The 13,841-nt window shown below is 63.7% G+C and carries 9 protein-coding genes; all 9 read right to left on the bottom strand.

The window, feature by feature from the left end; all coding sequences use genetic code 11:
- Positions 1-66: 66 nt before the first annotated feature.
- Positions 67-675, bottom strand: coding sequence for a class I SAM-dependent methyltransferase (locus IFT80_RS08345; RefSeq protein WP_192137271.1), 609 nt, complete (start codon positions 673-675; stop codon positions 67-69).
- Complete coding sequence (locus IFT80_RS08340) at positions 672-1,430, bottom strand: PIG-L deacetylase family protein (protein ID WP_122477836.1); 759 nt, start codon at positions 1,428-1,430, stop codon at positions 672-674. The genes IFT80_RS08345 and IFT80_RS08340 overlap by 4 nt, the downstream gene beginning before the upstream one ends.
- Positions 1,427-2,434 (bottom strand): acyl-CoA dehydrogenase family protein, encoded by a 1,008-nt coding sequence (locus IFT80_RS08335; RefSeq protein WP_192137269.1) that lies wholly within the window; start codon positions 2,432-2,434, stop codon positions 1,427-1,429. The genes IFT80_RS08340 and IFT80_RS08335 overlap by 4 nt, the downstream gene beginning before the upstream one ends.
- Positions 2,431-4,593: a glycogen debranching protein GlgX gene (gene glgX, locus IFT80_RS08330; protein ID WP_192137267.1), complete on the bottom strand. Its 2,163-nt coding sequence runs from the start codon at positions 4,591-4,593 to the stop codon at positions 2,431-2,433. Before glgX ends, IFT80_RS08335 begins: the two co-directional genes overlap by 4 nt.
- Before the next feature lie 222 nt (positions 4,594-4,815).
- The gene (locus IFT80_RS08325; RefSeq protein WP_192055273.1) at positions 4,816-5,166 is read right to left on the bottom strand and encodes a DUF2934 domain-containing protein; all 351 of its coding nucleotides are present in this window, start codon (positions 5,164-5,166) and stop codon (positions 4,816-4,818) included.
- A 14-nt stretch (positions 5,167-5,180) separates the two neighbouring features.
- Positions 5,181-7,970, bottom strand: a complete 2,790-nt coding sequence (locus tag IFT80_RS08320) for a malto-oligosyltrehalose synthase (protein ID WP_192137265.1) — start codon at positions 7,968-7,970, stop codon at positions 5,181-5,183.
- Entirely contained in the window at positions 7,967-10,051 is a 2,085-nt protein-coding gene (gene malQ, locus IFT80_RS08315) for a 4-alpha-glucanotransferase (protein WP_192137263.1), read from the bottom strand. Before malQ ends, IFT80_RS08320 begins: the two co-directional genes overlap by 4 nt.
- A complete protein-coding gene (treZ, locus tag IFT80_RS08310) occupies positions 10,048-11,841 on the bottom strand; it encodes a malto-oligosyltrehalose trehalohydrolase (protein ID WP_192137261.1) in 1,794 nt (597 codons plus the stop codon). The genes malQ and treZ overlap by 4 nt, the downstream gene beginning before the upstream one ends.
- Before the next feature lie 35 nt (positions 11,842-11,876).
- The gene (glgA, locus tag IFT80_RS08305) at positions 11,877-13,439 is read right to left on the bottom strand and encodes a glycogen synthase GlgA (RefSeq protein WP_192059637.1); all 1,563 of its coding nucleotides are present in this window, start codon (positions 13,437-13,439) and stop codon (positions 11,877-11,879) included.
- Between the last annotated feature and the right edge of the window lie 402 nt (positions 13,440-13,841).

The raw sequence follows: 13,841 nt of genomic DNA, 5'->3' as shown, positions 1-13,841 counted from the left end.
TGAAAAGGGGCTCCTTCACGGAGCCCCTTTTTTTCGACTGAGTATCAAGTCTGCGTGTTCCAAGGGTCAGCGCAATCCCTCGTGCTGGGCGACGGTCGTCGACTCGCAGCTCCACAGTTCCAGTAGAAAATCACCCTCCCTGTGTTCCACCAGCCGGTGCATGCCCAATTCCGCGTGCAGCTGTTCATGGACCTGGGCGGCCGTCTGCGGCGCACCCTCGATACTCGCCAGCCAGTGACAGGCAACCACCTGGCCACCGGGGTTCAAGCAAGCACGAGCTTTCTCGATGACCTGGCTGAGGTCGGCGCGACTCAGGTAGTAACCCAGTTCATTGAGCACGATGAGGTCGAAGCGCTCGCTTGGCCAGTCGGCGGGCAGGGCGGCCTGTCGCGCCTGGGCGTGGGCGATGTCGCTCAGGCGCGCCTGGGTCAGGCCCACCGCGCGGGTGTTCATGTCGCAGCTGAGCAGGGCGTCGCAGCGCGTGGCCAGTGCCAGGCTGGTCTCGCCGTTGGCACAACCGGGCTCGAAGATCGCGCCATAGCGCTCCTTCGGCAGGCAGGCGAGCAGCAATGCCCGCTTGCGCCGCTCGTACCAGCGATGACGCATGGCCCAGGGGTCGTCGTTGCCCTCGTAGAGCTTGTCGAAATACTGGTTGTCGACACTTTGTCCGCTCATAGAAACACCACCTCGAACGGCTGCAGCAACCGCTCCAGTACGTAGGGGGGCAGCACAGGCGCCAGGCCTATCTGTGGATCGCCTTCCAGCTGACTGGCGAAGGCATGCACCGCATGGCTCTTGCGCGCCACCATCACCTTGTCCAGCGGCAGCTTGCGCGCGCGCGACCACGGGATCCGATCGTCTTCGGGCTGCGCCCAGTGCCAGGTCCAGATCGGCAGTTCATGATGGCTCGCGCCAGCAGCCGCGGCCGCCGTTGCGCCCGCACGGCCTACCGCCTCATGGTCGGTGTGGCCATCGTTGCACCAAGTGCTGAACACCACATCGGTGGGCTTGAGGTAGCGCTGAATGAACTCGGTCAGGCGTTGCTCCTCGTGCGCCACACCGCTGTCGGCAAAGCCTCCGCGAATCCATTGCAGGCTGTGCAACGGCAGGCCCAACCGGTGCAGCGCCTCGGCGCTCTCCTGCGGGCGCACTGCACTGAGGCGTTCGGCCGGCCACGTCTGCGAGCCCGGATGGCTGGCGCTGCCGTCGGTGACGGAGATGATCAGGATCTGCCGATCCAGCCCTGCCAGCAATTGCAAAAGCCCACCACAACCGAGCACTTCATCGTCCGGATGCGGGGCGATGATCACCGCCCGCGAGCCGGCCGGTACCAGAGTCTGGGCGTCGATCAATGGCAGTTCGGCCAAGTGCCGCGAGCCGCGCCAGGCCTGCAGGGGCGTGCCCTGGCCTACGATAGGGTTTTCTTTCATAAACTCCAGGTCCGCGTCGTGGGGGCGCCGAGCAACTGGCCCAGCGCAGCGAGGTCGCGCTCGGCATGGCTCTGTCGCAGGTATACCGGCAGATCGGCGATCAACCGGGCGAAATGAGGATCCTTGCAGTACGGGCCCGCGCCCAGGGCTCGGCCGACATGGCTGATGACGGTGTCGGCGGTGTGTTCAGCCACCGCGCGGCACAGTCGCGCCGAATGCTCGAAATGGCCATCGGGCTGCTGGTCGGCAGCAATCGCGGCCGAGCGCAGGACGGCAATGCAGGCCGCCAATGCTCGATCCACTGCGCCCAGGTGCGCCAGTGCATGAGGTTCGGGCCGGGCATGGCAGTGCTGGGCCAGATAGCGCCCAAGCTCACGGGCAGCACCGAACCAGCACGCGGCGATGCCGATGCCGCCCAGCCAGAAACCGGGGCGGTTGAGGTAGCTTCCTGCGGTTCCGACGTACCAGCCCTCGGCATTCTCCAGCAGGATCTCGACGCTGCCGGTGTTGGCCATGCCCACGGCGTTCCAGCCGTCGTCGGTGACGCACAGGTTGGCTTGGTCCATCGGCACCGCGACCAGTTGTTGCTGGCCATCGTCATCCCAGGCCGTGAGCAGGCCATGGGTGACGACGCTGGCGCCCGAACACCAGGCCTTGCGGCCGCTGAGCAGCACGCGGTCACCTTCGTGGCGAACCATCACCCGTGCCTGGGGCGGCTCCGAGGCCCAAGTGCCCCAGATCGAGCCCTCGGGCGCGGGATCGGCGCCCAGTTCCTGCATGATGGCCAACGCGTCAGTGTGGCCTTCGTACAGTTTGCACAGGCCCAGATCATGCCCGGCCACGGCCGCCAGGCACTGCCAGCGCTGCAAAGTGTCGCCACCGGCGGGCAGCGGCAGGCTGTCCAGGCCCGAGGCGCACAGCCGCCGCAGTTCCTTGCCCAGCGCTGCAGTGTCGGCGTAACCCTGCGCCGGCCAGGTCAGAGCCTCGGTCAGGGTCGGTTTCATTCTTCGACATCCCGGTGCAGTTCGAACATCAGCATCGAGCGACCGGTCACCTGGAATTCGCTGCCGAATTCCAGACGCTCATGCTCACCCAGGTCCGGGCGGTTGGTGTCGATGCGGCAATTCCAGTATTCACCTTCCGGTACTTCGGGAAGGGTGAAGTTGACGACGTCATGGTGAGCATTGACGATCAGCAGCAGGGTCGCATCGGCGCCCGGTTTGCGAATGCCACTGGGCTGCGCGCGGCCATCGAGCATCATCCCCAGGCAGCGGCCATGGGCGTCTTCCCATTGCTCGGCGGTCATCTCGTTGCCCAGCGGGTCAAGCCAGGTCACGTCCTTGACGCCGATGGCTTCGTTGTACTCGCCGACCAGAAAGCGATTGCGGCGCAGGATCGGGTAGCTGTTGCGCAGCTTGATCAGGCGTTTGACGAAACGCAGCAGGCTCTTGCCGTCTTCGTCGAGCTCCCAGTTGACCCAGCCGATCTCGCTGTCCTGGCAGTAGGCATTGTTGTTGCCACCCTGCGTGCGCGAGAACTCGTCGCCTGCGACGATCATCGGCGTACCTTGGGAGAACAACAGGGTGGTAAAGAAGTTGCGCATCTGGCGCAGGCGCAGTTCGATGATTTCCGGATTGTCACTGGGGCCTTCCACACCGTGGTTCCAGGAGACGTTGTTACTGGTGCCGTCCTGGTTGTCTTCGTCGTTGTCTTCGTTGTGCTTGTCGTTGTACGACACCAGGTCGCGCAGGGTGAAGCCATCGTGCGCAGTGATGAAGTTGACCGAAGAATAGGGCCGGCGACCGCGTTGGTTGAACATGTCGCCCGAGCCGGTCATGCGCGCGGCGAAGTCGGCAAGCTGGCCGTCGTCACCTTTCCAGAACGCCCGTACGGTGTCGCGGAAGCGATCGTTCCATTCGGCCCAACCCGGCGCGAAGCCGCCCACCTGATAACCACCGGGGCCACAGTCCCACGGCTCGGCGATGAGCTTCACCGAGCGCAGCACCGGGTCCTGGCGACAGGCGACGAGGAAGCTGTGCCGTTCCGAGAAGCCGTCGTGGTAGCGGCCGAGGATGGTTGCCAGGTCGAAGCGGAAGCCGTCGACGTGCATTTCCGAGGCCCAGTAGCGCAGCGAGTCGGTGACCATCTGCAACACGCAGGGATGGCTCAGGTCCAGCGTGTTGCCGGTGCCTGAGTCGTTGATGTAATAGCGCTTGTTCTCGGGCATCAGGCGATAGTAGGAGGCGTTGTCGATGCCGCGCATCGACAGCGTCGGCCCTTGCTCGTTGCCTTCGGCGGTGTGGTTGTAGACCACGTCGAGAATGACTTCCAGGCCGGCGTCATGCAGGTGCGCGATCATCTCCTTGAACTCGGCGATCTTGCCGCTGGCGATGTAGCGCGAATGCGGCGCGAAGAACGCGATGCTGTTGTAGCCCCAGTAGTTGTTGAGGCCTTTCTGCAACAGGTGCTGGTCGTTGACGAAGCCATGGATCGGCAGCAACTCGATCGACGTCACCCCCAGGTTCTTCAGGTGGTCGACCACTTCCGGCACGGCGAGGCCGGCGAAGGTCCCGCGCAGGGACTCAGGCACGGCAGGGTGCTGCATGGTCAGGCCACGCACATGGGCCTCGTAGAAGATGGTCTTGTCCCACGGCACACTGACGCGATGGTCGCGGCCCCAGGTGTAGGCCGGGTCGATGACTTTGCTCTTCGGCACGAACGGAGCGCTGTCGCGTTCATCGAAACTGAGGTCACCATCGGGATGGCCGATGGTATAGCCGAACAGGGCCTCGGACCACTTGAGTTCGCCTACCAGCTGCTTGGCGTAGGGGTCGATCAGCAGCTTGTTGGGGTTGAAACGGTGGCCGTTCTCGGGATCGTAAGGGCCATGCACACGGTAGCCGTAGATCAGCCCTGGGTGGGCGTCGGGCAAGTAGCCGTGGTAGATCTCGTCGGTGTACTCGGGCAACTCGATGCGCTCGATTTCCTCTTCGCCACTGGCATCGAAGATGCAAAGTTCGACCTTGGTGGCATTGGCGGAAAACAGCGCGAAGTTCACACCCAGACCGGTCCAGGTGGCGCCAAGCGGGAAGGGCAGGCCTTCGCGAATACGCGACGGTTCGGTCGGTTCTGGCGCGGGTGCAGCTTTCTTGTGCGGACTCATGGTCGATCCTTGCTCTTGGTTTGCACGCATACGGCGCAGGCAGATGTCATAGCATCATCGGTGTCTTCAGAGTCGGGAGGTGCTGAGGCAGGCAACGGGTCGGTGAACGTGCCGTCCGGGTGACGGGCACGTGAAGTTCGGTAACTGCAGTCATCCAGCCCTGGGGCTGGACCGACGGAAGATGTGCCCGCGTGCCAGGTGGCGGCAGTACGCGGGCGGGTGTCACTTTGCAGCGGGCTTTTTCGGTGGACGCGGCTTCTTCGGTGCCGGTGGCTTGCCAGCACCGTCGGCCTTGGCGGCGGGATCCGCTGCTGCATCGGCTGGCTCAGCAGCCTTGCCCGGGGCCTTGGGTTTGGCAGCAGGACCCTCGCCAGCTGGCTTGGGCTTGGGCTGAGCGGCCGCCTTGGGCTTGGCCGCAGCTTTGCCCTTGGCCGGCTTGGAAGGCGCTAGCGCCTCAGCCTCGGCCAGTTTGCGTGCCATCTCCCAATGGCGCTCGTCCTGCCCTTCGGGCTGACCTTCGGATTCCCAGATCTGATAGGCGAATTCGCGGACTCGTTTATCGTCGGCACTCATTTCAACGCTCCTTATTACAGCTCACTTTGTAGGAAGAGATTGACGGGAAACTCTTTCAGCGCAGTGCTCACCAACAATTCCTTCTCTGCTGTGACTGCGTGGTCGGAGAAAAGTCCCTTCAATGTAGCCCCGGATCGCACCGATGGCAAAACGACACGGGTGTCGCCCCAAGCGCTGGCATCGATCAAAGGCGTCTGTGCATCGGCCAACAGGCCGCTGGCCAGACGGGGCACGATCACTATGGCCGTCGTGCCGTCCAGTACGCGAGCGAACGCGTGAATGCGATCGGCATGCACACCCTGGACGTCGAGCTTCTGGTAGCTGCCGTCCCGGAATAGCGCCGGGTGTGCGGCACGCGCCTGAAGCGTGCGCTGGATCATGGCCTGCTTGATGCGACCATCGTGCCAGTCTTGCAGCAATTCGCTGACCGCAGGGCGGGCATCGAGCGAATGTTCGCGTGCGGCGTAATCTACCGGACGACGGTTGTCCGGATCGACCAGGCTGAAATCCCAGTACTCGGCACCCTGATACAGATCGGGGATGCCGGGCACGGTCATGCGTAGCAGGGTTTGCACCAGGCTGTCCAGCGCGCCGCTGGGCGCAATGGTGCGACTGGCGGCGGCAATGGCATCGCGCAGCGGGCGACCCTTGTCGCTCAACAGCAATTGCTCGAGAAAGTCGCGGCAAGCTTTTTCATAGGCTTCGTTCGGCGCACTCCAGCTGCTGATCAGCTTGGCTTCGCGCAACGCCTTCTGTTGCCATTGGTACAGGCGCTCGGCGTAGGCGGTCAGGCCTTCGACGTCGTCACTGCGCAAGTCCAGCGGCCAGCTGCCCAGCAGTGCCTGGTAAAGCATCAGCTCGTCGCCACCACTCGGTGCATGGCCGTCGCCGAAGGCACTGCGCAGGGGCGCAGCCAGCTCCAGCCATTGCTGCACTTGCTCGACGTACCAGGGTGCGCGCTCGCTGAGCACGGCCAGGCGCGTACGGGTGTCTTCGCCCCGCTTGTGGTCGTGGGTGGCAGTTGCCAGCAGATTGTCCGGGAAATGCTCGAGGCGCTGCTGACAGGCCTGGTCGAACGCTTCCGGGGTGCCGGCGAACAGTTCGGTCTCGAAACCGACGTCGTTGCGCGAAAGCAATACGGCAGAGCGGTAGAATGCAGTGTCCTCGACAGCCTTGGCCGCCGCCGGCGATGTCAGTTGCTGGAAGCGCACGCAGGCGTGGCGAATCAGCTTGCGTCGACGGCCGATGGGCAGCGCGCGCCAGCGTTCGCCACCCAGCCACCGCTGCAGGTAATCGAGTACCGGCCAGTCGGCTTCGCCCAAGGTGCCGCGTGCGCCGTCCATGGCCTTCTGGAAGAAAGCTTCGTCTTCAGCCGGGCGTCCGCACGGGTTGATATAGGTACGGTACACCGGGAAGTGCACGATCAGTTCTTGCAGCGCTCGGCGGATGGCGCCCAGGGTCAGGTCGCGGCTCATCAAGTCGCCACGGGCCACTTGCAGCAAGGCCTGGGCCACGGACTCGAAATCGCCGGCGAGGGAACCGTTGAGTACCAGGTTGCGAGCCACGTGGGCTTCTTCGATGAACTCGCTGGGGCGGCCACTGACGCGGCTCCACAGCTCGCCCAGTGGCTGCTCGCCGTCAGGGTCATGTTGCAGCAACGACACCTGGTTCATGAACTCGTAGCCGGTGGTGCCATCGACCTGCCAGTCACGGTGCAGTGTTTCGCCTGCGCCCAGAATCTTCTCGACGTAGATCGGTACGTGATCGATGCGCGCGGACTCCGGGCGCTGCTGCAACAGGGCGTTGACCCGACGTCGCAGTTTACGCGAGTAGCCACGCGGGTCGGCCAGGCCGTCGATATGGTCGATACGCAAGCCGTCCACCAGGCCTGCGCCGATCAGTTCGAAGATCTTCGCATGGGTCGCTTCGAACACCGCCGGCCGCTCGACACGCAGGCCACCCAACTCGTTGACGTCGAAGAAGCGCCGCCAGTTGATGTCGTCACCGGCGGTGCGCCAGCTTGCCAGGCGATAGGATTGTCGCTCCAGCAGCTCGTGCAGGCGGTTGAAGCCTTCGTCGCTGGTGGCATCGAACTGGGCCAGGGAGGCTTTAATGCCATCGTTCAGGCCGCCGCTGGCGACACGGGTCGCCAGGTCGGCTTGCAGCGCGCGAGCCTCGCCGTACGCGTCGTCGCTGCCATGCAGATTGGCGAAGCGCGCGCCCAACTCGCTGACCGGTGCATTGCCCGACGCCGCCAGGATGTGCGGGTAGTCGATCGGACAGATCGGAAAGCGATGCTCGTAGTGCTCAACGAAAAAGCTGCCTTGCTCGGCGTCGAACTTGAGCACCAGTTCACCGCCCTGCAGGGCCGCGCCGTAGTCGCTGCCCAGAAAGGGCAACAGCAACTGGCCTTCGAGCAATGGGTCGGGCGAGTGCCACTGAATGTCGAAGAACTCCGAATACGGGCTGCGACGCCCCCACTCGAGCAGGTCGAGCCACCACGGGTTGTGCGCACCCCCCACGGCCATGTGATTGGACACGATGTCGAGGATGAAACCCATGTCCTGCTCGCGCAGCGCTGCGATCAGCCGCTCCAGCGCGGGCTGGCCACCCAGTTCGGGGTTGACCTGGGTCGGGTCGACGACGTCGTAGCCGTGCATCGAGCCGGGGCGGGCTTTGAGAATGGGAGACGCGTACACGTGGCTGATGCCGAGCCGGGAAAAATACGGCACCAGGCGAGCGGCATCATCCAGGGTGAAATCCTTGTGCAACTGCAGCCGAACGCTGGCCGTCATTTTTTTCATCGGTAACGCTCACTGGCTTGTTGGCGGGCGCAGGCCAGCAGCTCTAGGCGTCTGGCAGCGTCTTCATCGTCGAGAAGATTCTGGGCATGGGCGCTGTAGCGGCGGCGCCAATTGGGATGACTGTCTATGGTGCCCGGCAGGTTGGCCTGTTCCTCGATACCCAAGGCATCGTCGATCGGCAGCAATACCAGCGGAGCAGGGGTCTGGCCAAGGAAGCGGGTACTGGCGTCGATCAGCGCATCAATGTCGTCCACGCCCTCCACCTGGCTCTGCTGCAGTTCGTGCGCAAGCACCTGGCGCAACGCGCGACGCTCGTGTTCGCGGGTCTCGCGCCAGTGTTTCTCGGTCGGCTCGTCGATCAGTTCCAGGTCGCGGTTCCAATCGATGTCACGCCCGCGCCACCAACCATTGAGGGTCGGCAGGTCGTGGGTGGTCGAGGTGGCCAGGGCGTTGTCTGGCCACGCTTGATTCTCGATGAACACGCCGTCGTTCTGTTCGAACAGCAGCACGCGCATCCCCAGCATCTGCCGGGCTGCCAGCTTCTCACGCAAGCCATCGGGCACCGTGCCGAGGTCTTCGCCCAGCACCACGGCCTGGTGACGGTGGGATTCGAGCGCGAGCAGGCGCAGCATGTCGTCGATGGGAAACTGCAGGTAGGCACCTTCGCCGGGCTTGGCGTCGGCCGGAATCAGCCACAGGCGCTGCAGGCCCATGATGTGATCGATGCGCAGGCCACCGGCATGGGCGAAATTGGCCCGCAGCATCTCGATGAATGCGCGGAAGCCATTGCGCTGCAGACCCTCGGGCGAGAATGCCGAGATGCCCCAGCTTTGCCCCGAGCGATTCAGAATGTCAGGCGGCGCGCCCACGGTCAGGTCGGCGAGCAACTCGTCCTGACGGCTCCAGGCCTGGCTACCGGCGCCGTCGGCACCCACGGCAAGGTCGGCGATCAGACCGATCTTCATGCCGCTGCTGCGCGCCGCTTGCTGCACCTTGGCCAGGCAGCGGTCGATCAGCCATTGGCAGAATGCATGAAAGGCGATCTCATCGCTGTGGGCTGCAGCGAACTCGGCCACGGCCGTGCCGCGTGGGTCATGCCACTGCTGGGGCCACTGGCGCCAGTCCAGGCTTTCACCGCGAGCCTTGAAGTCGGCCTGCAAAGCCTCGTAGCGGCAGTGATTCTCCAGCGCTTCGCCACCGGTGTGGCGGAACGCGTTGAAATCCGCATTGAGGGGGTGTTCGTTCTGGCAGAAGCTGTCATAGAGCGCACGCAGCAAGCGCTGCTTGGCCCCGGCGGCAGCTGGCCAGTCCACCAAAGGCAACGCTTCCAGCGCGTGCAGGGTATCGCCCAACCCGGAAGTTTCGATAGCGGTGCGCACGGCGTCTTCACCGAGCACCGCGGCAGGTGCCGCGTATAGGCTGTTGAGAAACAGCCGGCTCGAAGGCGAGTAGGGGCTGTAGCGCGTGTTGTCGCTGCTGCTCATGGCGTGCATGGGGCTGATCGCCAAGGCATCGGCACCGCGCTCGCCGGCACTGCGCACCAGCGTTTCCAGGGCTTGGGCATCGCCGAAGCCGCCATCACCGCTGCGGCGCACTGCGTACAACTGAACACCCAGCCCCCAGGCGTGGGCGGTGTCCTGGCCATAGGCGTCGGCGACGCTGAAGCAGCGTGGTGGCGCTACAGCCAGGGTGAAATGCTGCTGCTCGATGTGCACGTCCTGATAACCGACGGGCAACAGGCCGGGCAGGGCGCCGTTTTTGTCCAGGCTCAGCGACAGCGTACTGCCGTCTTCCAGCTTGACTTCGCAGGCCGTACCCGGCTCGAAGAACCGCGCAAGATCGAGCGGCTGGCCGTGTTCGACCGTCAACAGTGGGGGCAGGCGATGCGACTGTGCCGTCTTGCGCAACTCGTCCAGGCTTTGCTCGACCTCTTGCACTGAATCGGCAGGATGGCCCAGGCCACGCAGCACCTTGCGCAGGACAACGTCGGCAACCGTCTGCGGCTTGCCATTGGCATCGGTCCAGTCGACGGCGATGCCGGCGCGCTCGGCAAGATCGTGGAGTTGGCGTTGTTCGGTCATACCGCTGTCTCCGAGTCACCCGCCGGAATCAAGCTGACCAGAGCGGTAAAGGCGGGCAGTCCTTGGGTCAGTACGGTGGTGGTGTCGTTCTGGGGCCGGCTGTCGAACAGCAGGTGTTCGGTCTGCAGATGGGCCGGCACGGTCGCCTCGCTCAGGTTCAGATCGATGCGCAACACGCTGCCATCGCCCATTCGCCATTTTGCCGTCACCGCCTTGTCGGCCAATACCTGCGCGCCCAGTGACTGGGCACCATCGAGCCGCGGCACGATCTCGTCGCGGCGCAAGGCCAGCAACTGGCGATACAACTGCACCCAGGCCCCGTCCTGGCGGAACTGGAATTCGGCGAAGTCCGGCCGCGACGCTTCGAACGTGCTGGCAGCGTTCGGATCGGGAATCTTCGCCCGGGTTGCTTCGTTGGCGAAGGCGTCGAACGCGGCAAACTCGGCGCGACGCCCCTCGCGGACCGCTTCGGCCAATTCGCCGTGGTGATCGGTGAAAAACAGGAACGGCTCGTCGGCGGCCCACTCGTCGCCCATGAACAGCATGGGAATCATCGGCGACAGCAACAGCAAGGCAGTGGCGGCGCGCAGGGCCGGTTCGCTGCACAGCAGACTCAGGCGCTCACCCATGGCGCGGTTGCCGATCTGGTCGTGGTTCTGCAGAAACAGCACGAAGGCAGTGGGCGGCAGATGACCGCTGGGTTCGCCACGCGATTCGCCCTTCTGGTTGGTATCGCCCTGATAGATGAAACCCTGACTCAGGCACCGCGCCAGCTTTTCGGTCGACTGTTCGCTGAAGTCGGCGTAGTACGCCTCGTCTTCACCGGTCAGCAGTGCATGCAGCACGTTATGACCGTCGTCGTTCCACTGCGCGTCGTAACCCTGCTCGAGCAGATGAGCCTGGTTGTGCTCGTTCTCCAGCATCAGCCAGACGTGTCGATCGGCGCCGACCTGCTCGCGCAGGGTGGTGGCCATCTCCTGCAGGAAGGTCGGGTCCTGAATGGCATGCACGGCGTCGAAGCGCAGGCCGTCGAAACGGTATTCGAGCAGCCACATGGCCGCGTTATCGATGAAGAAACTTCTTACCTCATCACGACGGAAGTCGATGGCATCGCCCCACGGGGTTTTCTTGTCGTGGCGGAAGAAGCCCTTGGCGTAGCGGCCAAGGTAATTGCCATCGGGGCCGAAGTGGTTGTAGACCACATCGAGGATCACCATCAGGCCATGGCCATGGGCGCAATCGATCAAATGCTTGAGCTGTTCGGGTGTGCCGTAGGAGGCTTCCGGAGCATACGGCAGGACGCCGTCATACCCCCAGTTGCGTTCGCCCGGGAATTCGGCGATGGGCATCAACTCGATTGCGGTGACGCCCAGGGCTGCAAGGCGTGCCAGGTGGGATTCGACACCGGCGTAGCCGCCCAGCGCACCCACGTGCAGTTCATAGATGACCGCCTGGGACCATGGCCGGCCCAGCCAGCTGGTGTTCTGCCAACTGTAGGCCAGCGGGTCGACTACAAGGCTGGCTGAATGCACGTCGTCCTGCTGGGCGCGGGACGCCGGGTCAGGCACTGCCATCTCGCCATCGATATCGAAACGGTAGGCGGTACCGGCCGCGCACTTGTGTTCCAGGGTGAACCAGCCGTCGTTGCCGGCGAGCATGGGCAACGATTCGCCGTCGGCGATCTGCAGCCCGACCGAGAAAGCGTCCGGTGCCCACAATGCAAAGTGAGTGAGCCCGGAGTCCTGCATTACTGCACCGTGGGACCAGGTTTCAGTTTTCCGTGAAGGCATCGATGAAACCTCTTCCATTTATTGATTGATCGCCGTTATTTATGATTCGCAGAAGTCTTGCTGCCATGAACCAGCGCCTGATAAAGCTCGGCGTAAGGCTCCACCGCCTCGCTCCAGTTGAAAGGCTGGGTCATCGCGCGGCAGCGCATGGCGTTCAGCAGTTCGGGCTTGCCGAAGACATAAAAGGCGCGCGCCAGGGCGGCCTTGTAGCTCTCGATGGTCGACTCGCCGAACAGAAAACCGGTTACCCCGTCCTCGATGGTGTCGGCCAGGCCGCCGGTGTTGCGCGCCACGGGCAGCGAGCCGAAGCGTTGTGCATACATCTGGCTCAGGCCGCAGGGCTCGTAGCGTGACGGCATCAGCAGGAAGTCGCTGCCGGCGAACATGCGCCGGGCATCGGTTTCGTTGAAGCCGATGCGTACACCCACGCGACCGGGGAAGCGCAGGGCGAGCTCGCGCATGGCCTGCTCTTCCTCGGGCTCGCCGCGGCCGATGATGATCACCTGGCCGCCGTTTTCGACGATGAACTGTGTCACGCCTTCGGTAAGGTCCAGGCCTTTCTGGTAGACCAGGCGGGACACCACCGCGAACAGGGGGCCATCAGATTCTTCGATTTCGAACAGCTTGCGCACGTGGGCCGCATTGACCGCCTTGCCTTCCCAGTCGTTCAGGCTGAACGGGCAGACCAGGTGCGGGTCGGTGGCCGACTCCCAGCTGGCGTCGATGCCGTTGGGAATGCCGCTGAGTTTGCCTTGCTGCGCCTTGCTGCTGAGGAAGCCTTCCAGGCCGCAGCCGAATTCGGGCGTGGTGATCTCCTCGGCATAGGTGGCGCTCACCGTGGTGATGTGGTTCGCGTAGGCCATGCCGGCCTTGAGAAACGACAGCTTGCCGAAGAACTCCATGCCGTCCTGCTGCATCGCATGATTCGGAACGCCCAGCTCCGGGCAGCAGCCGCGGCTGAACACACCCTGGTAGGCCAGGTTGTGGATGGTGAAGAGGGTAGGCGTACGCAGACCACGCCAGTGCATGTAGGCAGGCGCCAGGCCGGCAGGCCAATCGTGGGCGTGCACCAGATCGGGCTTCCAGTGCACCATGCCCTGGCCTGCGGCGATGTCGGCGGCTGCCAGGCCCAGGCGGGCGAAGCGGATATGGTTGTCCGGCCAGTCACGACCGTTGTTGGCGCCGTAGGGGGTGCCATCGCGCTCATACAGTTCTGGGCAGAGCAACACGTAGATGACCAGCCCGTCGGGCATGTCCATGCGGCCGATCTTGCACGGTGGCAGGGCGGCATGGCCGCTGAGTTCGCCGACCACGTGGATCGGGTTGTCGCTGTTGAGCACTTGCGGGTAGCCGGGAATCAGTACGCGAACGTCATGTACCTGACTCATGGCGCGTGGCAGCGCCGCCGACACGTCACCCAGGCCGCCGGTCTTGACCAGGTCGGCAATTTCCGATGTCACGAAAAGAACTTTTTGTTTGTGGACGCCAGACGGCGTCTGCAGTGCTTTGCTGGTAGGCGTGGGAACCTGCAAGTGGGCAGGTTCCGCCGCTTGCCTGTTGAAACGCTCTCCGTGGTTTTCGACAGCGGCACTGATCATTGTTCTCTCCCGTGCATTACGTACTTGTATGGCAGATCCTGACTCTAAAAAAAGCGCTGATCGATTAGCGCTTCCCGCTGACACACGCACAGGCGCCGCAGGCAACGGCGTTCCTGCCGCAGGCTGCAATGATTCACGGGATGGCAGGCTTGGCGGACAAGAAACATCAAATAACCTGCTCCCTATCCTGACCTGTCTGATTTGCAAAAAGTTTCGAGTTTTTTGCATCGGATTTCCAAGCGATACATCGCCTGTGGCCTGAGTGTAGGAGATCCGCCATTTTTTTGGGCCAGGCGCGCGACTGACGGCCGATAATTATTGGCACACTCGTACTACAGGCCTCTGCCAGAGGGCTTCCAGCGCACTTTGGCTGTGCGCCGAAAGCGCTTTTGCGCGGTCGTC

The organism is Pseudomonas sp. CFBP 8771 (assembly GCF_014841695.1).
GTDB classification, from domain to species: Bacteria; Pseudomonadota; Gammaproteobacteria; order Pseudomonadales; family Pseudomonadaceae; genus Aquipseudomonas; species Aquipseudomonas baltica.
The sequence above is the reverse complement of the archived record's forward strand: the minus strand, read 5'-3'. Positions and strand labels throughout refer to the sequence as shown.